At 71.6% G+C, this 26,141-nt stretch carries 26 protein-coding genes; 19 read left to right on the forward strand and 7 right to left on the reverse strand.

The window, feature by feature from the left end; all coding sequences use genetic code 11:
* Positions 1-165 precede the first annotated feature (165 nt).
* The 7 genes from rsmD (at position 166) to ADY59_RS02230 (ending at position 5,434) form a co-directional block, all read left to right on the forward strand.
* Positions 166-744 carry a 16S rRNA (guanine(966)-N(2))-methyltransferase RsmD gene (gene rsmD / locus ADY59_RS02205; RefSeq protein WP_049557014.1) on the forward strand — a complete coding sequence of 193 codons (579 nt, stop codon included), beginning with the start codon at positions 166-168 and terminating at the stop codon, positions 742-744.
* 14 nt (positions 745-758) lie between these two features.
* On the forward strand, positions 759-1,235 hold the full coding sequence (gene coaD, locus ADY59_RS02210) for a pantetheine-phosphate adenylyltransferase (protein ID WP_049556942.1): 477 nt from the start codon (positions 759-761) through the stop codon (positions 1,233-1,235).
* 50 nt (positions 1,236-1,285) lie between these two features.
* Positions 1,286-1,855 carry a YceD family protein gene (locus ADY59_RS02215; RefSeq protein ID WP_053174388.1) on the forward strand — a complete coding sequence of 190 codons (570 nt, stop codon included), beginning with the start codon at positions 1,286-1,288 and terminating at the stop codon, positions 1,853-1,855.
* 1 nt (position 1,856) lies between these two features.
* On the forward strand, positions 1,857-2,036 hold the full coding sequence (gene rpmF, locus ADY59_RS48255) for a 50S ribosomal protein L32 (RefSeq protein ID WP_033409409.1): 180 nt from the start codon (positions 1,857-1,859) through the stop codon (positions 2,034-2,036).
* Between the two features lie 215 nt (positions 2,037-2,251).
* Complete coding sequence (gene rnc / locus ADY59_RS02220; RefSeq protein ID WP_049556944.1) at positions 2,252-2,971, forward strand: ribonuclease III; 720 nt, start codon at positions 2,252-2,254, stop codon at positions 2,969-2,971.
* Position 2,972: 1 nt separating this feature from the next.
* Positions 2,973-3,818 (forward strand): bifunctional DNA-formamidopyrimidine glycosylase/DNA-(apurinic or apyrimidinic site) lyase, encoded by an 846-nt coding sequence (mutM, locus tag ADY59_RS02225; RefSeq protein ID WP_049556945.1) that lies wholly within the window; start codon positions 2,973-2,975, stop codon positions 3,816-3,818.
* Between the two features lie 95 nt (positions 3,819-3,913).
* A complete protein-coding gene (locus ADY59_RS02230; RefSeq protein WP_049556947.1) occupies positions 3,914-5,434 on the forward strand; it encodes an N-acyl-D-amino-acid deacylase family protein in 1,521 nt (506 codons plus the stop codon).
* On the opposite strand, the gene ADY59_RS02235 is transcribed toward ADY59_RS02230, so the two are convergent.
* Entirely contained in the window at positions 5,387-6,568 is a 1,182-nt protein-coding gene (locus tag ADY59_RS02235; protein WP_049556949.1) for an MFS transporter, read from the reverse strand. The two genes, ADY59_RS02230 and ADY59_RS02235, sit on opposite strands and share 48 nt — an antisense overlap.
* 88 nt (positions 6,569-6,656) lie before the next feature.
* Here ADY59_RS02235 and ADY59_RS02240 point away from each other — a divergent pair, with 88 nt between their 5' ends.
* From ADY59_RS02240 to ADY59_RS02265, 6 genes are all read left to right on the forward strand, one after another.
* Positions 6,657-7,559, forward strand: coding sequence for a LysR family transcriptional regulator (locus tag ADY59_RS02240; RefSeq protein ID WP_049557017.1), 903 nt, complete (start codon positions 6,657-6,659; stop codon positions 7,557-7,559).
* 17 nt (positions 7,560-7,576) lie between these two features.
* The gene (locus ADY59_RS02245; RefSeq protein WP_049556951.1) at positions 7,577-7,852 is read left to right on the forward strand and encodes an acylphosphatase; all 276 of its coding nucleotides are present in this window, start codon (positions 7,577-7,579) and stop codon (positions 7,850-7,852) included.
* Between the two features lie 190 nt (positions 7,853-8,042).
* Positions 8,043-8,237, forward strand: a complete 195-nt coding sequence (locus ADY59_RS02250; RefSeq protein WP_049556952.1) for a hypothetical protein — start codon at positions 8,043-8,045, stop codon at positions 8,235-8,237.
* Positions 8,238-8,391: 154 nt separating this feature from the next.
* On the forward strand, positions 8,392-12,087 hold the full coding sequence (smc, locus tag ADY59_RS02255; protein ID WP_049556954.1) for a chromosome segregation protein SMC: 3,696 nt from the start codon (positions 8,392-8,394) through the stop codon (positions 12,085-12,087).
* Between the two features lie 53 nt (positions 12,088-12,140).
* On the forward strand, positions 12,141-13,316 hold the full coding sequence (gene ftsY, locus ADY59_RS02260) for a signal recognition particle-docking protein FtsY (protein WP_049556956.1): 1,176 nt from the start codon (positions 12,141-12,143) through the stop codon (positions 13,314-13,316).
* A 746-nt stretch (positions 13,317-14,062) separates the two neighbouring features.
* Complete coding sequence (locus ADY59_RS02265; RefSeq protein WP_049556958.1) at positions 14,063-15,724, forward strand: tetratricopeptide repeat protein; 1,662 nt, start codon at positions 14,063-14,065, stop codon at positions 15,722-15,724.
* Positions 15,725-15,752: 28 nt separating this feature from the next.
* Here the strand turns inward: ADY59_RS02265 and ADY59_RS02270 are convergent, their stop codons facing one another.
* From ADY59_RS02270 to ADY59_RS02280, 3 genes are read right to left on the reverse strand one after another with little or no spacing between them, the layout of a single operon-like run.
* Positions 15,753-16,541 carry an ABC transporter ATP-binding protein gene (locus ADY59_RS02270; RefSeq protein ID WP_049556961.1) on the reverse strand — a complete coding sequence of 263 codons (789 nt, stop codon included), beginning with the start codon at positions 16,539-16,541 and terminating at the stop codon, positions 15,753-15,755.
* Positions 16,538-17,581, reverse strand: a complete 1,044-nt coding sequence (locus ADY59_RS02275) for a FecCD family ABC transporter permease (protein WP_049556963.1) — start codon at positions 17,579-17,581, stop codon at positions 16,538-16,540. The genes ADY59_RS02270 and ADY59_RS02275 overlap by 4 nt, the downstream gene beginning before the upstream one ends.
* Complete coding sequence (locus ADY59_RS02280) at positions 17,578-18,612, reverse strand: FecCD family ABC transporter permease (protein WP_049556965.1); 1,035 nt, start codon at positions 18,610-18,612, stop codon at positions 17,578-17,580. The genes ADY59_RS02275 and ADY59_RS02280 overlap by 4 nt, the downstream gene beginning before the upstream one ends.
* A 100-nt stretch (positions 18,613-18,712) precedes the next feature.
* On the opposite strand from ADY59_RS02280, the gene ADY59_RS02285 reads away from it, so the two are divergent.
* A complete protein-coding gene (locus ADY59_RS02285; RefSeq protein WP_049556966.1) occupies positions 18,713-19,702 on the forward strand; it encodes an ABC transporter substrate-binding protein in 990 nt (329 codons plus the stop codon).
* 31 nt (positions 19,703-19,733) lie between these two features.
* On the opposite strand, the gene ADY59_RS02290 is transcribed toward ADY59_RS02285, so the two are convergent.
* On the reverse strand, positions 19,734-20,807 hold the full coding sequence (locus ADY59_RS02290; protein ID WP_049556968.1) for a PLP-dependent cysteine synthase family protein: 1,074 nt from the start codon (positions 20,805-20,807) through the stop codon (positions 19,734-19,736).
* A gap of 245 nt (positions 20,808-21,052) precedes the next feature.
* On the opposite strand from ADY59_RS02290, the gene ADY59_RS02295 reads away from it, so the two are divergent.
* Complete coding sequence (locus ADY59_RS02295; protein ID WP_231618496.1) at positions 21,053-21,637, forward strand: sigma-70 family RNA polymerase sigma factor; 585 nt, start codon at positions 21,053-21,055, stop codon at positions 21,635-21,637.
* Positions 21,638-21,640: 3 nt separating this feature from the next.
* On the opposite strand, the gene ADY59_RS02300 is transcribed toward ADY59_RS02295, so the two are convergent.
* Entirely contained in the window at positions 21,641-22,585 is a 945-nt protein-coding gene (locus ADY59_RS02300; protein ID WP_082309786.1) for a sensor histidine kinase, read from the reverse strand.
* Positions 22,586-22,612: 27 nt separating this feature from the next.
* The gene (locus ADY59_RS02305) at positions 22,613-23,446 is read right to left on the reverse strand and encodes a DMT family transporter (RefSeq protein ID WP_049556974.1); all 834 of its coding nucleotides are present in this window, start codon (positions 23,444-23,446) and stop codon (positions 22,613-22,615) included.
* A gap of 91 nt (positions 23,447-23,537) precedes the next feature.
* Here ADY59_RS02305 and ADY59_RS02310 point away from each other — a divergent pair, with 91 nt between their 5' ends.
* The 4 genes from ADY59_RS02310 (at position 23,538) to ADY59_RS02325 (ending at position 26,071) form a co-directional block, all read left to right on the forward strand.
* Positions 23,538-24,113, forward strand: a complete 576-nt coding sequence (locus tag ADY59_RS02310; protein WP_049556976.1) for a helix-turn-helix domain-containing protein — start codon at positions 23,538-23,540, stop codon at positions 24,111-24,113.
* 150 nt (positions 24,114-24,263) lie between these two features.
* The gene (locus ADY59_RS02315; protein ID WP_049557019.1) at positions 24,264-24,569 is read left to right on the forward strand and encodes a hypothetical protein; all 306 of its coding nucleotides are present in this window, start codon (positions 24,264-24,266) and stop codon (positions 24,567-24,569) included.
* 60 nt (positions 24,570-24,629) lie between these two features.
* Positions 24,630-25,388 (forward strand): polysaccharide deacetylase family protein, encoded by a 759-nt coding sequence (locus tag ADY59_RS02320; RefSeq protein ID WP_231618497.1) that lies wholly within the window; start codon positions 24,630-24,632, stop codon positions 25,386-25,388.
* Positions 25,389-25,420: 32 nt separating this feature from the next.
* Positions 25,421-26,071, forward strand: coding sequence for a DUF2461 domain-containing protein (locus tag ADY59_RS02325; protein WP_049557021.1), 651 nt, complete (start codon positions 25,421-25,423; stop codon positions 26,069-26,071).
* Positions 26,072-26,141 lie beyond the last annotated feature (70 nt).

A 26,141-nucleotide genomic window follows, 5' to 3' on the forward strand; every position in this document is an offset into this window, starting at 1 on the left:
TGCGGAAGGGCTCACGATCACGCCGGTCGGCCTTCATCTGGGTCACCTCGAAGGCCGCAGAACTCATCTTGCTCACTGGGCCGGGCAATGTGAATCACCCTTGCGCAGTCGAGGCCGACACTTGTCCACTCTTGACCTGCGCGAACATGCGGAACAATGGGCCGCATGACTCGGATCATCGCGGGGAGCGCGGGTGGGCGCCGGTTGGAGACGCCGCCGGGGCGCGGGACGAGGCCGACCAGCGACAGGGCCAGGGAAGGGATCTTCTTGACGCTCGACTCCCTCCATGGGCTCGCCGGGGCCCGGGTGATGGATCTGTACGCGGGGTCCGGGGCGGTGGGGCTGGAGGCGCTGTCGCGCGGGGCGGCGGAGGCGGTGCTGGTCGAGTCGGATCCGAGGGCGGTGCGTGCCATCAGGGCGAACGTCGCGGCGCTGGGGTTCGGCGGGGCCAGGGTGGTGGCGGACCGGGTGGAGCGGATGCTGGGCAGGCCGGGGGAGGAGCCGTTCGACATCGTGTTCGCCGATCCGCCCTACGCGGTGTCCGATGACGAGGTGGGCCGGGTGCTGGCGGCATTGCGGGACAACGGGTGGCTGGTCCCGGGGGCTTTGGTGGCTTTCGAGAGGGAAAGCAGGGGGAAGGGCCTGGTGTGGCCTGACGGGTACGTTGAGGAGAGGGTCCGTCGATACGGCGAAGCGTCCGTTTGGTACGGTCGCGCCGCCGGGGAAACCGTAGACCACCCGTAGACCTGGGAGGCGTGTTGCGCCGCGTTGTCTGCCCGGGGTCGTTCGACCCCATCACCAACGGTCATCTCGACATCATCGGCCGGGCCGCCCGGCTGTACGACGAGGTGACGGTGGCCGTACTGATCAATGTCGAGAAGAGCAGCCTGTTCACGGTCGACGAGCGGATCGACATCCTGCAGACGGTGACCAAGGAATACTCCAACGTCAAGGTCAGGAAGTTCCACGGCCTGCTCGTCGACTTCTGCAAGCAGAACGACATCCCCGCGATCGTCAAGGGGATCAGGGTGGTCAGCGACTTCGACTACGAGTTGCAGATGGCCCAGCTCAACTACCGGCTCTCGGGCGTGGAGACGTTGTTCATGCCGACGAACCCGGAATACTCGTTCCTGTCGTCGAGCCGGGTGAAGGAGATCGCCCGCTATGGTGGAGACGTGTCGGGCCTGGTGCCGGATCTGGTGCACAAGCTGCTCATCGAGCGGCTCAGAGGCTGACGGCGACCTGGTATCCTTTCATTTCGGCCTTGTACGACGGCGTTATCGCCATGCCTAGCGAGAGCAGGATGACTCAGCACCTCAACCCCCGCTCCCCTTGGGTGATATCCACTCACGACCTGGGAAAGCGGCCGGGCACGATGCGTGAGATCACCCTGTCCCTCCCGGCTCCGGCGGATCTCGGCGTCGACATGATCGGCGTTCCCAAGGACGCCGAAGTCGAGCTGGATCTCCGGCTCGAAGCAGTGATGGAAGGCGTGCTCGTCTCGGGCACGGCGCAGGCCCCGCTCGGCGGGGAGTGCGCGCGGTGCCTTGACCCGTTGACCTCGGAGATCGAGGTCGACCTGCAGGAGCTGTTCTTCTACTCCGACGAGGACGCCTCGGAGGACGACTCACTGCTCGACGGAGAGCTGCTCGACCTCGAGCCGACGTTCCGTGACGCGGTGGTGCTCGCACTGCCGCTGAGCCCCGTCTGCCGTGAAGACTGCCCGGGACTCTGCACGGAGTGCGGGATCAAGCTGGCCGAGGCCGGCGACGATCACCGGCACGAGAAGATCGACGTCCGCTGGGCGTCGTTGCAAGGTCTGGTTACCGAGAACGATAACGATCAGGAGAAGTGACGTGGCCGTCCCGAAGCGAAAGATGTCGCGGAGCAACACCCGCGCCCGTCGCTCCCAGTGGAAGACGACTGCTGTCGCCCTGGTGAGCTGCCCGCAGTGCCGTTCGCCCAAGCAGCCGCACATCGCGTGCCCCACCTGCGGCACCTACAACCGTCGTCAGGTCATCGAGCCGTCTGCCTGATCTCGCTGAGTTGACGTGATGCCGACCGGGTGCCATTGTGCCCCGGTCGGCGTTACCGTCTCAGATGCGTGCGGTTACGGTTTCGCCCGCGGTCGTGGTGGACGCCGGGGCCTGTTCTCCCCCGACGCCCACCACGTTTTCGGGCATCTTCCGCAGCCGTCGCGCCAGTGAAGATGTTCCGAGGAGGAAAGCACGTGGGCGCAGGTCCTAAGCCGGTGGCCGTGGAGGTCGCCAGAGACGAGCTGGAGCGGGTCCTGGCGGTCGGCCTCGACCTTGACATCCTGGAGCGGGCGCTGACGCACCGCTCCTACGCGTACGAGAACGGTGGCCTGCCCACCAACGAGCGCCTGGAGTTCCTCGGCGACTCGGTGCTGGGCCTGGTGGTCACCGACACGCTCTACCGCAATCATCCCGATCTGCCCGAGGGCCAGCTGGCCAAGCTGCGGGCGGCCGTGGTCAACATGCGGGCGCTGGCCGACGTGGCGCGCGGGCTCGGCCTGGGCCGGTTCCTGCGGCTGGGCCGGGGCGAGGAGGGCACGGGCGGCCGTGACAAGTCCTCGATCCTGGCCGACACGCTGGAGGCGCTGATCGGCGCCGTCTACGTCGACAAGGGTCTCGACGAGGCGTTCCGGGTCGTGCACGTGCTGTTCGACCCGCTGATCGTGCGCTCGGCGTCGCTGGGCGCGGGCCTCGACTGGAAGACCTCGCTGCAGGAACTCACCGCCTCCGAGGCGCTCGGCGTGCCCGAGTACCACGTCGAGGAGAGCGGCCCCGACCACGCCAAGTCGTTCACCGCCGTGGTGCGGGTGGGCGGCGAGCCCTACGGCTCGGGCAGCGGCCGCAGCAAGAAGGAGGCCGAGCAGCAGGCGGCCGAGGCGGCCTGGACCCGCATCAGGGCCCGCCGCGAGCAGCGCGAGAGCCAGCCGGCGGGCTAGGTTGCCTGAGCTGCCGGAGGTCGAGGTCGTCCGCCGCGGTCTGGCGGAGTGGGTGACCGGCCGCGAGATCGCCTCCGCGGAGGTGCTGCACCCGCGTGCCATCAGGCGTCATCTGCCGGGCGCCCACGAGTTCGCCGCGCGGCTGCGCGGCCGGCTGGTGAAGTCGGCCGAGCGGCGCGGCAAATACCTGTGGCTGCCGCTGTCCGGCCCCGAGGAGGCGCTGCTGGCGCATCTGGGGATGAGCGGCCAGTTGCTGGTGGTCGATCCCGCCGCGCCGCCGGAGAAGCATCTGCGGGTGCGCCTCCGGTTCGCCGACGGCGGCCCCGACCTGCGCTTCGTCGACCAGCGTACGTTCGGGCACGTGATGCTGACCAGGCTGGCCGGCGGCGTGCCCGAGCCGATCGCGCACATCGCGCCCGACCCGTTCGAGGGCTCCTTCGACGAGGTCCGCTTCGCCACCGCGCTGCGCGCCAAGAAGACCGAGATCAAGCGGGCGCTGCTCGACCAGTCGCTGATCAGCGGCGTCGGCAACATCTACGCCGACGAGGCGCTCTGGCTGGCCAGGCTGCACTGGGCGCGTCCCACGCAGACGCTCACCCGGCCCAAGATCGCCGAGCTGGTCGCCGCCGTGCGTGAGGTCATGGGCGCCGCGCTCCAGCAGGGCGGCACGTCCTTCGACAGCCTGTACGTGAACGTCAACGGCGAGAGCGGCTACTTCGACCGTTCGCTGGAGGTGTACGGCAGGCGGGAGCTGCCCTGCTCGCGCTGCGGCACCCCGATCAGGCGTGAGCCGTTCATGAACCGGTCGTCCTACTACTGCCCGAAGTGCCAGCGGCGGCCGCGCTGAGCACGCGGCGTGTCGTCGCGTCGAACCAACGGCGGGCCCCGGATTAGGTGGCTGACACCAAGCAAATCCCGGTTTTCCGGTGTTGGCTGGGTTGCATGGTGGATCTGGTGCTGCGTGGTGGTTCGGTGTACGACGGGCTGGGATCTCCGGCCGTAACGGCGGACGTGGCCGTCGAGGCCGGCCGGGTGGTGGCCGTCGGGCGTGACCTCGGCGCCGCCCGCCGGGTGCTGGACGTGACCGGGCTGGCGGTCATGCCGGGATTCGTGGACCCCCACGCGCACTCCGACCTGGTGCCGCTCATGCCGGAGCCGCAGCCGTTCAAGCTGCTCCAGGGCGTGACGACGGAGATCAACGGCAACTGCGGCTTCTCCTACGCGCCCGACGCCTCTCGGCTGGAGGAACTGACCGGGGCCGGGGTGCCCGACTGGACGTTCGCCGCGTACCTGAAGGCCGTGGCCGACGCCGGGCCGACGAACCACGTGGCCACCCTGGTCGGCCACTCGACGCTGCGCGGCGCCGTGGCGGGCTTCGAGCCGGAGCTGCGGCCCGGCGACCTGGAGCGGATGTGCGAGCTGGCCGCCGAGGCGTTCGAGGCGGGCGCCTGCGGGCTGTCGAGCGGCCTCATCTACCCGCCGGGCAGCTACGGCGACACCGGCGAGCTGGTGACCCTGGCCAGGGTCGCGCACCGCTACGGCGTCCCGTACACCACGCATCTGCGCGACGAGGGCTCGGCGCTGGCGCAGGCGCTGGACGAGGCCGTCGAGATCGCCAGGCGGGCGCGGGTGCGCCTGCAGGTGTCGCACTGCAAGATCGCCGGCCGCGCCAACCACGGGCAGGCCGGGATGCTGCTCGGCAAGCTCCGCGAGGCCCGCGCCTCCGGCGTGGACGTCCGGGGCGACCAGTACCCCTACACGGCCGGGTCCACCGTCCTGGCGGCGCTGCTGCCGCCGTCCGCGCTCGCGGGCGGGGGCGTGGGCGACACGCTCGCGTCACCCGCCGAGCGGACCCGGCTGCGCGCCCGCGCCGAGGCGGGTGGCGCCGGCTCCGGGCTGTGGCGGGACGCCGTCCCGGCGGGCGTCCTGATCACCTCCCACACCGATCCCGGGTACGCCGGCCGCACCCTGGCGGACGTGGCCGGGACCCGCGACGCCTGGGAGACGCTGTGCGACCTGGTGTCCTGCGACCCGGCCGCGGAGATGGTCGTGGAGCTGATGGCCGAGGCCGACGTGGCCGAGATCATGGCCGACCCGCTGATCGGCATCGGGTCGGACAACGGCACCCCGACCGGCCTGGAGCATCCCCGCACGTGGGGGTGCTTCCCGCGCTTCCTCGGTGTCTATGTACGGGAACGCGGGGTGGTGGGCTGGGCGGAGGCCGTACGCAAGATGACCTCGGCCAACGCCGCCCAGTTCGGGCTGCGCGGGCGGGGGAGCCTGGTGGCGGGCGCGTACGCGGACGTCTGCGTCCTCGACCCGGCTACCGTCGGGCACGCGGGCACCTACGCCGCGCCGTCCGCGCAGCCGACCGGCATCGTCCACGTCCTGCTGGAGGGCCGGGTGGTGGTCGAGTCAGGCGTGTTCACCGGCGGGCGTCACGGCCGCCCGCTGCGCCCGTGAGCCGCGGACGGCGATGAGGGCCCCGGCCAGCACGGTGAGCGCCGTGCCCAGCCACATCACGGCGGTCACCGAGACGCCGTCGGCCACCCGGCCGCCGGCGAAGGCGCCGAGCGCGATGGAGACGTTGAAGGCGCCGACGAACAGCGCCGTGCCCAGCTCGCCGCCGCCCGCCCGCATGATCCACAGCTGCAGGGTCACGCCGACGCCGCCGTAGCCCAGCCCCCAGATCACGAGCACGGCCAGGGGCTGGCCGATCAGCGGCAGCGCCGCCATGCCGGCGGCCATGAGCGCGACCAGCGTGATCAGGACCGCCGCGGGGTTCCTGGCGGCGCGCGCGCCGGCGGCGAAGTTGCCCGCCACGCCCGCCGCGCCGTACAGCAGGAGCGCGGTGCCGACCAGCACGGGACCGGCGTGCGAGACCTGCTCCATGAACGGCCGCACGTACGTGTAGGCCGCGAAGTGGCCGGAGATGATCAGAACGGTCAGCACGAGGACGAGTTTGAGCGGGCCGGAGAACGTCCCCGACCGCGCACCCCGGGGCTGCTCGGTCCCCGGCAGCGGCGGCAGCGTGGCGGCCAGCAGGGCCACCAGGGCGGGCGCGCCGACGCCCATGGCGGCGAACGCCGTGCGCCATCCCGCGAACGACGAGGCGAACGTCGCCGCGGGCACCCCCAGCACCGACGCCACCGCCACCCCGGACAGGATGATCGACGTGGCCCGCCCGACGGACCGGTCAGGCACCAGGCGCGGGCCCAGCCCCGCCGCGATGGCCCAGAACCCGCCGATGCTCACCCCGGTCAGCACCCGGGCCGCCAGCATGACCGGATAGTTCGGGGCCAGGGCGCCCATCAGGTTGGCCGCCGCCAGCAACGCCATCAGCCCCAGCAGCATGAGCCGCCGGTCCAGCCGCCGCGTGGTGAACGCCAGCAGGGGCGCCGAGACGGCGGCCACCAGTCCGGGAGCCGACATCATCAGCCCCGCCGTGCCGTCCGACACGCCGAGCGTGGCGGCGATCGAGGTCAGCAGGCCGACGGGCAGCATCTCGCTGGTCACCAGGGTGAAGGTGCCCACCGCGACCGCGGTCACGGCGAGCCAGCGCGCCGGGGCGTCGGCGGGTGCGTCAGTCATCGTCATGCCGCTCAGCCTCGCGGCGGCCGTGCCCGGGAACAATGACGAACGGCGAAGCCTTGGTTTAGGCAGGCTAAGCGATGTGGAGGCGGAGATGGAGTTCAGGGAGCTGGAGTGCTTCGTCGTGCTGAGCGAGGAGCTGCACTTCGCGCGCACGGCCGAGCGCCTCTACCTGTCGCCCGGGCGGGTGAGCCAGCTCATGCGCGCCCTGGAGACCCGGATCGGCGGCCGGCTCTTCGAACGCACCAGCAGGCGGGTGCGGCTCACGCCCCTCGGCGAGCGGTTCCTGGCCGACCTGCGGCCGGCCTACGCCGGGCTGGCGGAAGCGGTGCACCGCGCGAAGGCCGCCGCCCGCGAGGTGACGGGCGTGCTCAGGGTCGGGTTCCTGGCCACGCCGACCGAGGTGGTCACGGGCAGCGTCCTGGCCTTCGAGAGCCGCCATCCCGGCTCGGAGGTGGAGCTGGTGGAGATCCCGCTGTCCGACCCGTTCGGCAGGTTGCGGGCCGGCCAGGTGGACGTCGCGTTCACGCTGCTGCCGGTGGACGAGCCCGACCTGGCGACGGGCGAGGGCCTGAACTGCGTCCCCTACCAGCTCGGCGTCTCCGTCCGTCATCCGCTGGCCGGGCGGGCGGGCATCGGCGCCGAGGAACTGGCCGGCGTGCCCCTGATCGGGCTGGACGGCCCGGCGCCGCGCCTGTGGCGGGAACGGGTCGCACCCTCCGTGACCCCTTCCGGACAGCCGATTCCCCTGGCGGGTACGGTGGCCACGAACCAGGAGGGCCTGACCCAGGTGGCGCTCGGCCGGGGCGGCATGCTGTTCTGCACCCCGACGGCGGCCCACCACAGCCGCCCCGACGTGCGCTTCGTCCCCGTCACCGGGCTGCCCCCGTCGGTCCTCGGCCTGGCCTGGGTCAAAGCGGCGGAGAGCGCGGCGATCCGGGCGTTCGCCGAGGCGGCGGCCGGGCACGCGCGGAAGGTCGGGCTCAGGGCCGCGTGAGATCGTCCGGAGGAATCATGGAGAACGCACGACTGACCGCCTGGGTGCGGGGCAGGGTGCAGGGAGTGGGGTTCCGCTGGTGGACCAGGGCCAGAGCGCTGGAGCTTGGCCTGGTCGGCTGGGCCAGGAACACCGACGACGGCCGGGTCGAGGTCGTCGCCGAGGGGGCGCGCGAGTCGTGCGTCAAGCTGCTCGACCTGCTCAGAGGTTGCGACACGCCGGGCAGGGTGGATGGAGTAGTGGAACGGTGGAGCGAAATCCGAGGTAGCTTGGGCGGATTTGTGGAGCGGTAGCCCGTTTCGTCAAACGGCTCAAATAGGGTATAGTTATATGTCGGGAGTGCCTGTCGGTAGGGCAGAGCGGTGCGTTCGACTTGACCGCCCACACGGCCGGTGCGACTCTTGTTAGGTACCACGCGCACCCCTCCCGCGGAACAGAAGTGCGCGAACCAGTCTGGTCACTCAGCGTGGAGGACCCTTTACCATGGCGAAGGCTCTACTCGGCCACGTCGGCGGTCCTGACCCTCGAATGGTCTCGGAGATGCGGCGCTTGCAGCAGCGGATCCGTGACCTGGAGGCAGAACTCATCCGACTCCAGGCCCAGAATGACGCTCTTGCGGCGCAAACCCGCGATGAGGCAATCAGCCGCATGCAGGAGCGCGAGCCGGCACTCACCTGAGAGTGATCGGAGCGCAAGATCCAGGGACGTCTCTTTGAGGCGTCCCTTGTTATTTGCGTAAGACCCTTCTCACCTCCGGTATGCGCCCGCCAGCGAGGGGCAGCCAGGGCCAGTAGGCTTTCCCGGAGTTCCGTCCAGGAGAGGGGTCCGCGCTTTGTACCTGAAGACCCTCACCCTGCGCGGTTTCAAGTCCTTCGCCTCGGCGACCGCCCTGCGCTTCGAGCCGGGCATCACCTGCGTCGTCGGGCCCAACGGCTCGGGCAAGTCCAACGTCGTCGACGCCCTGGCCTGGGTCATGGGCGAGCACAGCGCCAAGTCGCTGCGCGGCGGCAAGATGGAGGACGTCATCTTCGCCGGCACCTCCTCCCGGCCGCCGCTCGGCCGCGCCGAGGTGACGCTGACCATCGACAACAGCGACGGCGCGCTGCCCATCGACTACACCGAGGTCACGATCAGCCGGCTGATGTTCCGGTCCGGCCAGAGCGAATACGCCATCAACGGCGACACCTGCCGGCTGCTCGACATCCAGGAGCTGCTGTCCGACTCCGGCATCGGCAGGGAGATGCACGTCATCGTCGGCCAGGGCCAGCTCGACGCCGTCCTGCACGCGGGGCCCGAAGACCGGCGCGCCTTCATCGAGGAGGCCGCGGGGGTCCTCAAGCACCGCAAGCGCAAGGAGAAGGCGCTGCGCAAGCTCGACGCGATGCAGGCCAACCTGACCCGCGTCCAGGACCTCGCCACCGAGCTGCGCCGCCAGCTCAAGCCGCTCGGCCGCCAGGCGGAGATCGCCCGCAAGGCCGCCGTCATCCAGGCCGACCTGCGTGACGCCCGGCTGCGGCTGCTGGCCGACGACGTCGGCATCCTGCGCGCCACGCTCAAGCGCGAGGCCGCCGACGAGGCGGCGGTCCTGGCCAGGCGGGCCGAGGTGGAGGCCGGGCTCGCCGAAGGACAGCAACGCGAGGCGCTGCTGGAGGCCGCCGAGGCCGAGGCCCAGCCCCGGCTGACCGCCGCCCAGGAGACCTACTTCCGGCTGTCGTCACTGCGTGAGCGCATCACCGGCCTGGCCCAGCTGGCCGCCGAGCGTCACCGGCACGCCGTCGACGCCGCCTCCATCGAACGACGCGGGCGCGACCCCGAGGAGCTGGAGCGCGAGGCCGCCGAGGCGCGCGAGCAGGAACTGATCCTTCAGGCCGAGCTGGAGCAGGCCCGGGAGCTGCTGGAGGACGCCGTCGAGCGCCGCTCCGCCGCCGAGGCCGAGCTGGCGGCCGAGGAGCGCCGGCTGGCGATGGCCGCCCGGGCCGCCGCCGACCGCCGCGAAGGGCTGGCGAAACTCCGCGGCCAGGTCGATTCCGTACGAAGCCGGTCCCGTGCCGCCGAGGAGGAGATCGGCCGCCTGGAGCGGGCGGTCGCCGACGCCGTCGAGCGCGAGCGGCGGGCCCGCGAGGACCTGGAGGCGCAGCGGCTCGACGAGCCCGCGCTCGCCCGCGCGCTGGCCGAGGAACTGGCGACCGCGCAGGCACTGGTCGAGGAGGCCAAGCTGGCCGCCGACGCGGCGCGCGCGGCCGTCGAGGAGGCCAAGGCGGCGCTCGACGCGCCCCGCGCGGGCCTCCAGGCGGCCAAGTCCGGGGTCGGCACGGCCAGGGCCGCCGACCAGGACGCGCAGCGGGCCGTCGCCGCACTCCAGGCCCGGCGCGACGCGCTGGAGCTCGGCCTGGCCAAGGGCGACGGCGGCGCGGCGCTGCTGGAGGCCGACCTCGCCGGGGTGCTGGGTCCGCTCGCGGCGTCCATGCAGGTGACGCCGGGCGCCGAGGTGGCCGTCGCGGCCGTGCTCGGCCCGATCGCCGAGGCCGTCGCCGTCACGTCCGTCGGCACCGCCGTCGAGGCGCTGGAGCTGCTGCGCGTCAAGGAAGCGGGCCAGGCGACCCTCCTGGTGGCAGGCTCCCCGGACGGCCTTCAGGGGCGGCCGGAGGTCTCGTCGCCGGGCGGCGCGCCCGGTGGCGGGCGGTGGGCCACGGCCCTGGTCAGCGTCCCGGAGCGGCTGCGCGCGTCGCTCGACCAGGTGCTGGGCGGGGTCGTCGTGGTCGACGACCTCGAAACGGCGCGCCGGATGGTCGTGGAGAATCCCGGGCTGCGCGCCGTCACCGTAGGAGGCGACCTGATCGGCGCGCACGTCGCCAGCGGCGGCTCCGAAGGCGGCACGTCCGTGCTGCAGGTGCGCGCCGCGCTCGACGACGCGATCGCCGACCTCGACGACGCCGGGACCAGGGCGGAAGAGACCGCCGCCGGGCTGGACGAGGCGATCGCCGCCGAACAGGAGGCCCAAGCCGCCTTCGAGGCCGCGCAGGCGCACGTCGCCGAGACGCAGAGCGCCGTCAGCTCCGCGCAGGCCGGCGTCAGCGCCGCCCAGGGCACACTCGACCAGGTCAGGTCCCGCCAGCGGGAGGCCGACCAGCGCGACGCCGCCGCCGCCAAGCGGCTGGCGCAGCTGGAGGCAGCCGCCGAGGCGGCGCATGCCGAGGCGGCGCGGCTCGGCGAGAGCGTCACCGCCGCCCGGGAAGCCCGCAGCGACGGCCTGGAGGAGCTGGCCGAGCTGGACGTCCGGCTGGCCGAGGCCGAATACTCCCAGGAGCTGGAGACCGAGCCCACCACCGAGGCACGCGACGAGCTGGCCGCCGTCTGCGAGAGCGCCCGGCAGCGCGAGGTCGAGACCCGGCTGCGGGTGCGCACCGCCGAAGAGCGGGTCAAGGGCGTCGAGGGCCGCGCCGACGGCCTGATCCGCGCCGCCGCCCGCGAGCGCCAGGAACGTGCCCAGGCCGCCGCTCAGCGGGCCCGGCGCCGCGAACAGGCAGCCCTGGCCCAGGCGGTCGCCGAGGGCGCCAAACGCGTCCTGACGACCCTGGCCGCGTCCGTCCAGCTCGCCGCCAGAGAACGCGACGAGGCCGACCTGGCCAGGGTCGCCGTCGACGCCGAGCTCAAGCAGGTGCGCCTGCACGTCCGCGAGCTCAGCCAGGAGCTGGACAAACTGGTCAACCGCGTGCACGGCAGCGAGGTGGCCCGCACCGAGCAGCGGCTCCGGCTGGAGCAACTGGAGCAGCGGGCCATGGACGAGTTCGGCGTCGAGGCCGAGACGCTGATCGCCGAATACGGCCCGGAGGCCCCGGTGCCGGGCGACCCGCCGACCCCGTACGTGCGCGAGGAGCAGGAGAAGCGGGCCCGCGCGGCCGAGCGGCAGATGACCCAGCTCGGCAAGGTCAACCCGCTGGCGCTGGAGGAGTTCGCGGCGCTGGAGGAGCGGCACGCGTTCCTGACGTCGCAGCTCGAAGACCTGAAGAAGACCCGGCGCGACCTGCTCACCGTGGTCAAGGAGGTCGACGACCGGGTGCAGCTGATGTTCTCGTCGGCGTACGAGGACGTGGCGCGCGAGTTCGAGCAGATCTTCGGCCGGGTGTTCCCCGGCGGCGACGGACGGCTCGTGCTGACCGACCCCGACGACATGCTGACCACCGGCATCGAGGTGGAGGCGCGCCCGCCGGGCAAGAAGGTCAAGCGGCTGTCGCTGCTGTCGGGCGGCGAGCGGTCGCTGACGGCGGTGGCGTTCCTGATCTCCATCTTCAAGGCGCGGCCGTCGCCGTTCTACGTCATGGACGAGGTCGAGGCCGCGCTCGACGACACCAACACGCAGCGGCTGCTGACGCTGTTCGAGGAGCTGCGGCAGAGCTCGCAGCTGATCGTCATCACGCACAACAAGCGCACCATGGAGATCGCCGACGCCCTCTACGGCGTGTCGATGCGCGGCGACGGCGTCACGCAGGTCGTCAGCCAGCGGCTTCGCGAACGCGAAACGGCGTGATTGGCGTGGCCTTGGGCATGAGCATGCCGGACGATCTGGAAAACTGACATCTTGTGGATGGTTACCTCGGCGTCATCGTGATCGTGGTGCTTGTCGCCCTCGTGGCGGCAGGCGGCCTCTTCCTGCTCTTCCGGCCGGGCGGCAAGGCGGCCCCGCCCGTCCAGCCTCCGGAGGCGCCGCCGCTTCCCGAGGAGAAGGAGGAGCGGCCCGCCGGCACCGGCGAGGCCGAAGGCGCCACCACCACGCTGCCGCCACCGGCCAAGCCCGCCGAGCCCGCCGTCGTGGCGCCGCCCGTCGAGGTGCCGCCGCCGTCCGAGGGCCGCATGGTGCGGCTGCGCTCGCGGCTGGCCAAGTCGCAGAGCGCGCTCGGCCGCGGCCTGCTGGAGCTGCTGTCACGCGACCGGCTCGACGACGAGGTCTGGGACGAGATCGAGGAGAGCCTGATCACGGCCGACGTCGGCGTCGCGCCGACCCAGGTCATGGTCGAGGAGCTGCGCACCAAGGTCAAGGTGCTCGGCAGCCGCACGCCGCAGGAGGTGCGCGCGCTGCTGCGCGAGCAGCTCCTCATCCAGGTCAACCCCGACCTCGACCGCACCCTCCACGTGGCCAAGCACGGCGAGCGACCGGCCGTGGTGCTGGTCGTGGGCGTCAACGGCACCGGCAAGACCACCACCACGGGCAAGCTCGCCCGCTCGCTCGTCGGCGACGGCAAGTCCGTCGTGCTGGGCGCGGCCGACACCTTCCGCGCGGCCGCCGCCGACCAGCTCCAGACGTGGGGCGACCGGGTGGGCGCCGACGTGGTGCGCGGCCCCGAGGGCGGCGACCCCGCCTCGGTGGCCTTCGACGCCACCGCCCGGGGCATCGAGGAGCAGGCCGACGTGGTCATCGTCGACACGGCCGGCCGCCTGCACACCAAGACCGGCCTGATGGACGAGCTGGGCAAGGTCAAGCGGGTCATCGAGAAGAAGGCCACGGTCGACGAGGTGCTGCTCGTCCTCGACGCCACCACCGGCCAGAACGGCATGCGCCAGGCGCAGGTGTTCGCCGAGGTGGTCAACATCACCGGCATCGCGCTGACCAAGCTCGACGGCACGGCCAAGGGCGGCATCGTCATCTCCGTCCAGCGTGAGCTGGGCGTCCCGGTCAAGCTGGTGGGGCTGGGCGAGGGGCCGGACGACCTGGCCCCGTTCGACCCCGAGGTATTCGTGGACGCCATCCTGGGCGATTGATCCTTGAGCCGTTCCCGGTCAGGGAGGTAGGAAGGGCCCGGGGCCTGCCACTGCGCGCATCCGAACGGCATCGGGTGCGCTGGTCGGTCCGACGCTCGTGCTCATCGCTCCGGTGTGCACGAGGTGTGTCGTCCGTCGCCGGGCGGGGTGTCCGAGGGCGCGTCGCCCGATCGCGATGCTGGCCGCATCATGCCGGGGAGCGTGCGGGAGGGCGTGGTCAGGGGCTGTCGCCAGTACTGCGCCCTCCATGGAGAGGCGTAGACCGGGTCGACGGCCACGACCGCCAGGCCCGCTCCAGCCGGCTCGTCAGCGCCGCCAAGCGGCGGGATTTGTGAAACCACTCACCCGCACAGCGGTAGCCCTAACCGCCGAGGGGGAGGGGCAGGCGGTGCGTCAGGGTGCGCGCCTCGGCTGCCAGGCGCTGGATATGGGCGACTTGATTGTGGCGCTTAGGCCCCTTCACTGCTGACGCTTCTTGGGAACTCAATCAGCAGCAGTTCCCCACCCCTAGGAAATATGGCTTACCAGGCCATCCCTTGTTGTTTGACCGCTTTCGTGTTGATATTGAGCGGTCCTTTTCGTTTGACCTGGAATGAGTGCACATGAAGAAGGTTGTGGTTCACAAGCCGGGCACCGTCAAGCTGACCGGAGCGGCGACTCCGAAGCACGCGGCCTAACCTCCTCCATGGCAGAGGGCCGGCGCATGCGGTGGATGCGCCGGCCCGTTCTCTTGGCGGAACGGGAAATTGCATAAGATCACGCTTGACGCGCACCGCGGCCTGCAAGGCCCCTACACGATGGCGGCCGGGCTGGCCGCGGCGCTGGTTCCCGGCGCGGCGCCGGAATTGGTCGCCGCGCACGACATAGAGCTCAGGGCGGTGGCTCCCGCCCTGAACGTGCCGGTCAGGCGCTCGACGCTGGCCGATCGGCTGCCGCAGCAGGAGCGGATCCTCATCCCCGCGCTCCTGCGTACGCTCCGGCTGGCGAACGGCCTGGCGGACTTCGTACGCGATCATCTGGACACGGCGGGGGCGCTGGAGCTGCGGGTGGTCAACACCGCCGAAGCGGACCCGACCGATATCGAGTTGCTGACGGTGCTGGAGCGGCGGGTGCCGGCGCTCACCGTGGTCCGCGAGGAGTCGGGACCGCCGCATCCGGGCCCGCACTACACGCCGGGCCCCGAGCTCGACCGCTACCGGAACGAGGGCTTCCACCACGCGATGGCCGAGGCCGGGGCGGCGCTGCTGCCCACGCTGCCGCAGGGCGGCGCGCAGTGGTGGACGCTGCTGCACCGGACCACCACCGCGCTGGCCGCGCTCGAACGCGAGGACGAGGCGCGTGACCTGCTCGACCTCGCGCGCCGGGTGGGCGACGACCCGAAGAACCTCGCCACCGCCGCGTACGCCACCGCGATGCTGCTGGTCAGGCACCATGACCCGGCCAAGCGTGACCCGGGCGAGGCGATGGAGTGGATCGACCGGGCGGTCGCGCTGGCGGGCAGCCTCACCGATCCCCGCGAGCGCGCCTTCCACCTGGGCTTCGACCTGAACGGCAAGGCGCTGGTAGAGGTGCGGCTGGGCCGCTTCGAGGCGGCGCTGGCGCTGGTGGAGGAGGCCGTGGCGCTCGGGGAGCGGGAGCTCGCGCCGGCCCACCCGATCCACCGGCTGGTGCTGCACGCCAACCGGGCGCAGCTCATGGCGCAGGCGGGCCGCACGGACGAGGCGCTGATCGGCTACGGCACGGCGATCGCGATGGATCCCGGCTACCCGGACTACTACCTGGATCGCGGCAACCTGCTGCACAAGCTGGGCCGGACGGCCGAGGCGCTCGCCGACTACGAGAGCGCGATGCGGCTCGGGCCGCCGTTCCCCGAGCCGTACTACAACCGGGCGGAGATCCGCTTCGCCGCCGGCGACCTCGACGGGGCGCGTGCCGACCTGGACCGGGCGGTGGAGCTCGATCCGGGGTTCGGGGCGGCGTACGTGAACCGGTCCGGGATCCTGGCGGGGCTGGGGGAGTACGAGGCCGCGCGGGCGGACGCGGAACGCGGGCTGGCGGCGGACCCGCGCAACGCGCACCTGCTGGCCGTGCTGGGTCAGGTGGAGGCGGCGCAGGGCAGGCCGGCCGAGGCGCTGGCGGCCTACGACGCGGCGCTGGAGGCGGATCCCGAACTGGCGGCCGCCTGGGCGGGGCGCGGCGAGGTGGCCTTCGAGCGCGGCGACCACCATCGGGCGATCGCCGACCTGACCCGGGCGCTGAAGCTCGGTGAGACGGCCGAGCTGCTGTTCAACAGGGCGGTGGCGCGCCGGGCGGCGGGCCAGGCCGGGCAGGCCAGACAGGACCTGCTCAGGGCCATGGAACTGGCCCCGGACGACGAGGACATCGCGCGGGCGCTGGCCGAAGGGTGATGTTCACAGGAGCGGCGCTGGGCGCGGTTCAGGACCGGCGGTGGGTGCCGATGGGGACGACGAGCGGGGTGCCCGCCACCGGGTCCGGGATGACCTTGGCGTCCAGCTCGAACACCTCGCGCAGCAGCTCCTCCGTGAGCACCTCGTGCGGGGCGCCGGCGGAGATCACCCGGCCGTCGCGCATCGCCACCAGCCGGTCGGCGTAGCGGGCGGCCAGGTTGAGGTCGTGCAGGACCATGACGATCGTCCGCCCGGCCGCGTGATGCAGTTGCCGGACCAGCTCCAGCACCTCCACCTGGTGGGCCAGGTCCAGGAAGGTCGTCGGCTCGTCGAGCAGCAGCAGGTCGGTGCCCTGGGCCAGCGCCATGGAGATCCACGCCCGCTGCCGCTGCCCGCCCGACAGCTCGTCCAGCGGCCGTTCGGCCAGGTCGGCCAGGCCGGTCATGGCCAGCGCCTCGGCCACGGCCGACTCGTCGTCCGACGACCACTGGCGGTACCAGGTCTGGTGCGGGTGCCTGCCCCGGGCGACCAGGTCGGCGACGGTCAGCCCTTCGGGCGCGGTCGGGGCCTGGGGGAGCACGCCGAGGACCTTGGCCACCTCGCGGGTGGGGATGCGGTCGATGCGCTTGCCGTCCAGCAGCACCTCGCCGCCCTGCGGTTTGAGCAGCCGGCCGAGGGCGCGCAGCAGCGTGGACTTGCCGCACCCGTTGGGCCCGATGATCGTGGTCACGGTGCCCGGCTCGACGCCGAGGTCGAGGCCGTCGACGATGGTGCGGTCACCGTAGCCGAGCTTGACGGCGGCGGCCTGGAGCCTCATTTCCTGGACCTCCAGATGAGGTGGATCAGATACGGGGCGCCGAGGACGGCGGTGACGACGCCGACGGGCAGTTCGACCGGCGCGAACAGCGTACGGGCGAGCAGGTCGGCGGCGGTGATGAGCACCGCGCCCACGGCCGCCGACGACAACAGCGGCGGCTGGGCCGACCTGGTCAGGCGCAGTGCGATCTGCGGGGCGGCCAGCGCCACGAACGCGATGGGCCCGGCCGAGGCGGTGGCCACGGCGGCGAGCAGCACGGCGGCCAGGATCATGGCGGCGCGGGCCCGGTTCGTGCGTACGCCGAGCGCGGTCACCGTGTCGTCGCCGAACCGCAGCGCGTTCAGCGACCGGGTGCCGGTCAGCGCCAGCGGCACGAGCAGGGCCAGGGCGATGGCCACGGGCTGGACGTGCTCCCAGCCCCGGCCGTGGAGGGAGCCGCTGATCCACACCATGGCGCGGCTGGTGTCGTTGACGTCGCCGACGGTGAGCAGCCAGAACTTCACGTTGGTGAACACGGCGGTGACGCCGATGCCGACCAGGACCAGGCGGTAGCCGTCCAGCCCGCGCCGCCAGGCGAGCCCGTACACGATCACGGCGCCGATCAGGCCGCCGAGCAGGGCGAGCGCGGGGACGCCGAGGGTGGCGAGCAGGCCGCTGGTGCCGCCATAGGCGCTGCCGCTGGCCACCACCCCGGCCACGACCAGTACGGACGCGCCGTTGGTGACGCCGAGGATCTCCGGGCTGGCCAGCGGGTTGCGCGCGATCGACTGGATGATCGCGCCGGACAGCGCGAGCGCGGCGCCGACCAGCGCCCCCGTCAGCGCGCGGGGCAGGCGCAGTTCCATGATGACGAAGTGGCCGGCGTCTGCCGGGTCGAAGGTGGCGGCGAGCACCTGGGCGACGGTCATCTCGATGTCGCCGATGCGCATGCTGAGGGCCATGAGCAGGACGAGCAGCGCCGAGCCCGTGACCGTCACGGCCACGCCGCGCAGCCTGACCTGCCACGACAGGCGGCCGAGACGCAGGGGGACGGTCGTCACAGGCGCACCGGCTTCCTGCGCCGGACCAGCGCGACGAAGAAGGGGGCGCCGATCAGCGCGAGCACCACGCCGACCTCCAGTTCGCCGGGCGGCGCGACGACCCGGCCGATCACGTCGGCGATCAGCACCAGCGCCGCCCCGATCAGCCCCGAGTACGGCAGCAGCCAGCGGTGGTCGGTGCCCGACAGCGGTCTGGCCAGGTGCGGCACGATGAGGCCGACGAAGGCGAGCGCCCCGCAGGCCGCCACGGAGGCGCCGGACAGCAGCGTGACGGCGGCGACGCCGACCGTGCGGGTCAGGGCGATGTTCTGGCCGAGGCTGCGGGCGACGTCCTCGCCGAGCGACAGCGCGTTCAGGCCGGGCGCGTTGACCATGGCCAGCACCAGCCCGGCCGCGATGAACGGCAGCACCTGCCACACCACGTCGGGGCCGCGCGCGGCGATCGAGCCCGCCTGCCAGAACCGGAAGACGTCCATCGCCTGCTCGTCCAGCAGCACCAGGGCCGAGGTGAGGGCGTACAGGAAGGCGCTGACGGCGGTGCCCGCCAGGGCGAGCGTCACGGGGGTCGGGCCGCCCCGGCCGCCGACCATGCCGAGCGCGAACACGCCGACGCTGGCGACGAGCGCACCGGCCAGGCCGAACCAGATGAAGGCGAGCAGGCTGGAGGCGCCCAGCCACATGATCGAGGCGACCATCGCGAACGCCGCGCCCTGGGTGACGCCGAGCAGGCCGGGGTCGGCCAGCGGGTTGCGGGTGTGGCCCTGCATGAGCGCGCCGGCGACGCCGAGCGCCAGCCCGGACAGCACGCCGAGCGCGGTCCTGGGGATGCGCAGGGAGCGGATGATGATGTCGCTCTCGGTGCCGGTCGGGGCGGTGAGCGCGTGCCAGGCGTCGAGCGGCGGCACGGCCTTGGAGCCGATCGTGATGCTCAGCACCACGCCCGCGACCAGGGCGGCCAGCAGGGTGCCGAGGACGACGAGACGCCGGTGACGGATGCCGTGCAGGCGCGGCGCCACGGCGGTCGCACTCAACCGTCCTCCTCCGAATTTGCCCGAACCTGCAGAAGTATGCCAGCTTAGGCAGGGCTAACCTAATTAAGGGTGGCCTTACTTGATCGTCGAAAGGGTTCCGATGAGATCGTTGCGCGTGTTGGTGGGCGCCGTACTGGTGGCCGGGCTGGCCGCCTGCGGTTCGAGCGAGCCTGCGGCCACCACGCAGAGCGGGCCCGGGACCACCGCGGAGAAGGCCGCCGCGCCGTTCCGCACCATCAAGCACGCGATGGGCGAGACCGTCATCCCTGCCCAGCCCAAGCGGGTCGTCGCGCTCGACCAGAGCTTCGTCGACGCGGTGCTCACGCTGGAGACGCCCGTGGTCGGCTACACCACCTACCGGGCCATCGACGACAAGCTGCCCGACTACCTGGGCCCGGTCCTCGTGCAGTACGGCAAGGAGGCCACCTCGGTCGGCACGCTGGAGCAGCCGAGCCTGGAGAAGGTCATGGCGCTCAAGCCCGACCTGATCGTCTCGGCCAAGGTCCGCCACGAGGCCCTGTACGACAAGCTGTCCAAGATCGCCCCCACCGTCTTCAGCGAGACGACCGGCGCCATCTGGAAGGACAACCTCCGCCTCATGGGCCAGGCGCTCGGCAAGGAGGACCTCGCCGACGCCAGGATCAAGGAGTACGAGGACCGCGCCGGCACGATCGGCGCCTCGATCAAGAAGAAGGAGGGCGAGCTGCCGACGGTCTCGGTCGTGCGGTTCGCCGGTGAGCCCACCGCCCGGCTCTACGTGGAGAACTCCTACTCCGGCCTGGTCCTGAAGGACATCGGCTTCCCCCGCCCGGAGGGTCAGCCCAGCACCACGGAGACGATCATGGTGGAGATCAGCGAGGAGCGGATCGCGGACGTGGACGCCGACCGCATCTTCGTCGCCACCTACCCGGACCCGTCGGCCGACGGCCCCAAGGCCAAGTTCACCGGCAACCCGCTGTGGGGCAAGCTCAAGGGCGAGAAGCACGAGGTCAGCGACCTGACGTGGATGAGCGCCGTGGGCATCCAGGGCGCCCACTCGATGCTCAACGACGTGGCCGGGTTCTTCGGCGTGGATCCGGCCAAGGCCTGAGCGGCCTGAACGGCCTGAACGGCACGCTTGATCAGATCGGCAGGAATGCCCGCAGGTCGGCCAGGTGGGGCTCGATGTCCAGGCCCTGGCCGGCCAGCCACCCCGGGTCGCCGTAGGTGCCCCGGTAGCGGTCGCCGCTGTCGCAGATGAGGGTGACGACGCTGCCCCGCTCGCCGGCCTCGCGCATCTCCCTGATGAGCTCCACGCAGGCCGCCACGTTGGTGCCGGTGGAGCCGCCGACGTCGCGGCCGGTGACCTCGCGCACCCAGTGCATGGCGGCGATCGAGCGGGCGTCGGGCACGGCGACCATCCGGTCGATCACCGTCGGCTGGAACGACGGCTCGACGCGCGGGCGTCCGATGCCCTCGATGCGCGAGCCCGGCGCGGTGACCGAGTCGTCGCCCGACACCCAGCTCGGGTAGAACGCCGAGCCCTCGGGGTCGACGACCGCCAGGCGGGTGGCGTGACATCGGTAGCGGATGTAGCGGCCGATGGTCGAGGAGGTGCCGCCGGTGCCCGCGCCCACCACGATCCAGGCCGGCTCCGGGTGCGGCTCCATGGCCATCTGGTTGTAGATCGATTCGGCGATGTTGTTGTTGCCGCGCCAGTCGGTGGCCCGTTCGGCGTAGGTGAACTGGTCCATGAAGTGGCCGCCGGTCTCGGCCGCCAGCCGGTGGGACTCGTCGTAGATCGTTCCAGGGTCGGTGACGAGGTGGCACTTGCCGCCGTAGAACTCGATCAGGTGGATCTTCTCCGGCGACGTGGACGCCGGCATGACCGCGATGAACGGCAGGCCGAGCAGCCTCGCGAAGTACGCCTCGCTCACCGCCGTGGAGCCGCTGGACGCCTCGACGACCGTGGTGCGGGGGCCGATCCAGCCGTTCGCCAGGCCGTAGAGGAAGAGCGAGCGAGCCAGGCGGTGCTTCAGTGAACCGGTGGGGTGCACCGACTCGTCTTTCAGGTAGAGGTTTACCCCCCAGTGCGAGGGCAGCGGAAAGACGTGCAGGTGAGTATCGCAACTACGGTTGGCGTCGGCCTCCACCCTGCGGATGGCCTCCGCCACCCACGACCGCGTCCCCGAGTCATGCCGGTCCAGAAATTCCATGGTCCATACGCTATCCCATGTGAGGCTGACCACACTTTGCTGAAAATTGAGGGGATAGTGTTATGATTATGAAATCTGTCCGGCCGTGGACGTGATGACGCACGCCGCGAGCAGATGGACTGTTCACCCCGCTGACCAGTGCGGAAGCCCTAACGCGGCCCTTACGGGGGGCCTGCGAGCATGGAATCGCTGTCAGACGGCTGATGCCGACGGGGGATAGCGCAAGGGGGAATGAATTGATCACCATGACCGATGAGCAGCGTCAGGACTGGTTCGAGCGCGACGTCGTGCCCGTGACGTCGCAGCTGTTCGCCTCCGCCATGCGCCTGACCCGCAACACCGCCGACGCCGAGGACCTCGTGCAGGAGACCGTGGCCAAGGCCTACACCTCCTACCACCAGTTCCGCGAAGGCACCAACCTCAAGGCCTGGCTGCACCGGATCCTGACCAACAACTTCATCAACGACTACCGCAAGAAGCAGCGCTCTCCCAAGCTGTCGGCCGCCGAGGACATCGAGGACTGGCAGCTGCACGCCGCCGAGTCGCACACCTCGACCGGGCTGCGCTCGGCCGAGAACGAGGCGCTCGACCGGCTGCCCGACAACGTCGTGATGAACGCGCTGCGTTCGCTGCCGGAGGACTTCCGGATGGCCGTCTACCTGGCCGACGTCGAGGGATTCCCGTACAAGGAGATCGCCGACCGGATGGGCACGCCCATCGGCACCGTCATGTCCAGGCTGCACCGGGGCCGCCGCCAGCTCCGGGGGATGCTCGAGGACTACGTGCGCGAGGAAGGCGCCGTCCGGCTGCCGGCCCAGCGCGCGGCCTGACGGTCAGGCCCGCAGGCGCATGTGCAGGCGGACCCGGAGCATGCCGTCGTCGGCCCGGAGTTCGACGAGGTCGCAGAGCTGACGACTGATCCAGAGCCCGTATCCCCGCAGGGATTCGGGCTCTGGTGGTATGTAGCCGGGCAACGGGTCCTCCAGGGGCCCGCCGGGGTCGCTGATCTCGCAGACGACGCCCTCGCCGCTCGTCCACATCCTGACCAGGCCGTGGCCGGGGCCGTGCTCGATGCTGTTCGCGGCGATCTCCGACACGCTCAGCACCAGTGAGGCGGTCAGGTCGCGGTCCATGCCGGCGGCTTCGGCGTAGCCGGCCACCGTGCGCCTGAGCTCGGTGAGCCGGTCGGCGGTGAAGCGCACCGTGCGCACCCGGCCGGTGGGCTCCGGGAGCGGGCCGCGGTCGCCGTTCAGCACCAGCTCGTCCGGGCTGACGAAGTGCGGGCTGGGCCGCTCGCCGTTCGGGCCGAAGACCAGAGGGTGGGTCATCGCCGCGTAACGCATCACGTTCGCCGGCACCGTACGCACGTCGTAGAAGCACAGCGCGTCGGTCGTGACGCCCGACAGCGCGGTGTTGAACACCGACTCGTAGCGGATCCACTCGCGGGTCTCGATCTCGCCGAGTCCCGTCCAGACCGGTTCGCCCACCAGCAGCGTGCGCCTGCCGTGCGCGTAGTCGTAGCAGGTGGCCAGCGTGCGCTGCGGATGGTCGTACCAGGAGCCGGAGTCGCGGCAGTCGACGTCGCGCAGCTCGCCGTCCAGCGCCTCGGCCAGCAGGGACAGCCGCGCGGGCCGGGTGACGACCAGCACCCGCCTGCCGTCGGCCAGTGCCCGCCGGATGCGCGGCACGGCCAGATCGAGGAAACCCTCATCGGAGCCGTACGGCACTGCCACGTGCTGCGACGGCTCACCGGAGGAGGGGGCCCGGTCGGGAGGCACGGCCGAAACGTAACAAGCGCTTGGCTCCTACGCAACGGCTATGAGCGCGACCGCACCCAGCGCGCATGCGACGCCGGCCACCTGGACCGCGTGCAATCGCTCCCCGAGCACCTGTCTGGCCAGCAGGAGCGTGCTCGCCGGGTAGAGCGAGACGAGCACCGCCACCAGGCTGAGCAGGCCGTGCTGCTTGGCCAGCAGGTAGAGCACGTTGGCCGCCATGTCGAGCACCCCGGCGGCGGCGATGACGGGCAGCGAACCGGCGGAGGGCCGCAGCGTCCGCCTCATCGCCAGGGCGAGCAGGACCACCAGCGAGATCGACGACGCCCGGGCGCCCACCAGCGGCCAGAGCCCGGCCTCGTCCGGGGCCATGGCCAGCAGGATGAAGAACCCGCCGAACCCGGCGCCGGCCGCCAGCGCGGTAGGCACCGAAGCGGTCGAGGCGGGCCTGCCCGCCGTCCGGTCCTGGCTGACGAGCAGCACCGAGCCGAGCCCCAGCACCACCCCCACCAGCGCCAGGACCTCCGGACGCTCACCTCGGGCGAACCCGAACGCCACGGGCAGGGCCGCGGAGGTGACCGCGGTCGTGGGCGCCACCACGGACATCACGCCGGTGGCCAGCGCGCGGTAGAACAGGACCAGGCCCGCCGCCCCCGACAGTCCCGCGGCCAGTCCCCAGGCCAGCGCGCCGCCGCTGAGCAGGCCGGGCAGGACCGGCAGCAGCGCGAGGATGAGCGCCAGGCCCGCGAGCTGGGAGAGTGCGACGACGGACAGCACGCGCGAGCGCCGCGTGGCGAGCCCGCCGAAGAAGTCGGCCGTGCCGTACACCATCGCGCAGGCGGTCGCCAGGATCACCGCGGTCACGTCATGCCTCCCGGATAGTTCAATGGAGTGGACGCCCAGTACAACACATAGGGTGCACCAGAGTGCAAATCCTTTCCACTACACTGCACTCGTGCAGGATCCCGCGATGATCAACCAGGCGATCGCCACCAACGTGCGCGCCCAGCGCACCCACCGGGGGCTCACGCTCGACGCGCTCGCCGCCAGGTCCGGCGTCAGCCGGGGCATGCTCGTCCAGGTCGAGCAGGGCCGGACCAACCCGAGCGTGTCCACGCTGACCCGGATCGCCTCGGCGCTGGGCGTGACCGTGGCCAGGCTGGTCGAGGTGAGCGACGTGCCGGTGGTCCGGGTCGTCGACCCGGCCGACGTGGTCACCTTCCATCAGGGCGACGTGCGGGCCAAGCTGCTCGTGGGCGCCGACTCGCCGATGATCCTGGAGCTGTGGGACTGGCGGCTGGCGCCCGGCGAGCACCACGACGGCGACGCGCACCCGGCGGGCACCCGCGAGATGCTGACCGTGCTCGACGGCGAGCTGACGCTGACCGTCCACGGCCGCAGCCACGTGATCGGAGCCGACGGCGCGGTGCTCTTCACCGCCGACCGCGCCCATCGCTACGCCAACCAGGGTGATCGGGAGCTCAGGTTCGTCATGGTCGTGGCCGAACCCCGGGAGATGGGCGACCAGTGACCGCCGGCTCCGCCGATCGGCGGCGTAGCCGGAATCGCCTCCCTGCGGGGAGGTGAGCAGTCAAGATTGCTCCATGTCCTTGATGACGGCTGAAGCGTGTTGCTGGGTACACCTCATGGTGTGCGGCGGATCGTCGGCAGGGGGTGGCGCGTGAGTGAGTCCCGTGCGGCGACCGAGAAGCTTCAGGCGGAGCTGCAGGGCCTGGGCGTGGCCAACGCCTACGACGTCGGGGATGACTCGACCATCTCTGTGTGGATCGGATTGGTCGTGCGCTATAGAGATGGGTTTTACCGCTGGCAGGAAGGAGCGGTGAAACGTCGCCATCTGGGCACCGATCCGGCTGGATGTGCCATAAGGGTGGCGCGTCGCTACCAGGAACTTCAGGCTGATATCCCATCCTGGTGGGACGACCTGGCCAAGGACTTGCGGGGGGATCCGGCCCAGGAATATCCGTAACCCTCCGTTCCGGGGGTTTCGGGGGGACGTATGCGGGCTTGCGTGGTTTTGCTGGCCTTGTTGGCTCTTCCGGCGGGCGCGGGATGCGATGCCGTCCCCCCTGCCGGGCAGATCGTCCCCGCGCCGCCGTCGCCGGTGGTGGCCCCCGAAGCACTGGTCAAGCGGCTGGAGGCGATGCAGCCCGCCTGGCCCCGGGAGCCCGACTGCGGGCAGGCCAAGTGCGTGGCCCTCACCTTCGACGACGGGCCCGGCGACCACACCGGCAAGCTGCTCGACATGCTGCGGGAGAAGGGCGCCAAGGCCACGTTCTTCGTCGTGGGGCAGATGGTCGCCGCCGCGCACGGGGCCGCGACCGTACGCCGGATCGTGGCGGAGGGGCACGAACTCGGCAACCACTCCTGGAGCCACCCGATGCTCACCGGGCTGTCCGGGCAGCGGCTCGCCTACGAGATCGGGCACACCGGCGACCTGGTGCGACGGCTCACCGGAGTGCGGATGCGGGTGATGCGGCCGCCGTACGGCGCCACCGACCGCGCCGTGGCCGAGCAGACCCGGCGGCGCGGGCTGGCGCAGATCCTGTGGAACGTCGACACCTTCGACTGGCGTGACCGGGTGCCCGCCCTCGTCGCCAAACGCGGCGCCCAGGTGCGGCCCGGGTCCATCGTGCTGATGCACGACATCCACCCGACGACGGTCAAGGCGGTGCCCAGGCTGCTGGACACGCTCGGCCACCGCGGCTACTCGTTCGTGACGGTGACCGAGCTGTACGGCGACCGGCTACGGCCCGGCAGAAGGTACGAGCAGCTACGGCGGCGGTGAACATGTCGGTGCGGCATGGCAGGCTGGGCTACATGGGTTTCACGGGTTTCCCCGACGAGGCGTTCGTCTTCTACGAGGGGCTTGAGGCGGACAATTCGAAGACATACTTCACCAGGCACAAGGCGCTCTACGACGAGGCCGTGCGGGCGCCGATGCTGGCCCTGGTGGAGGAGCTGGGGCCCGAGTTCGGCGAGGCGCACCTGTTCCGGCCCTACCGTGATGTCCGGTTCGCCAAGGACAAGACGCCCTACAAGACGCATCAGGGCGCCTTCGTCGACCTGATGCCCGCCATCGGGCTCTACGTCGAGATCAGCGCCGCCGGGCTCTTCGTCGCCGGTGGCATCTACTCCCAGGCCGCCGACCAGCTCGCCCGCTACCGCGCCGCCGTCGCCGAGCCGCTGTCGGGCAAGCCGCTCGAGACCGTCGTGGAGACCCTCCGGGCCGGTGGCTACGAGGTCGCCGGCGACCGGCTCAAGACCCGGCCCCGCGACTACCCGGCCGACCATCCCCGCATCGACCTGCTGCGTCACAAGTCCCTGTACGCCGGCCGCCGCCACGACCCCGAGCCGTGGGTCCACACGCCCGAGGTGCTGGAGCGCGTCCGGCGTTCCTGGCGCGACTTCGCCCCGCTGGTCGACTGGCTCCGCACCCACGTCCGCGCCACCGACCTCCCCCGCCGCTGACCCACCCGCACGGGCCAACCGCCCAAGCAGGCGCCCCGCCAACCCGGGCCGCCCTCGGCGGTGCTGGGGG

Origin of the sequence: Nonomuraea sp. SBT364, from assembly GCF_001083785.1 — a bacterium.
In the GTDB taxonomy this organism is placed as follows: Bacteria; Actinomycetota; Actinomycetes; order Streptosporangiales; family Streptosporangiaceae; genus Nonomuraea.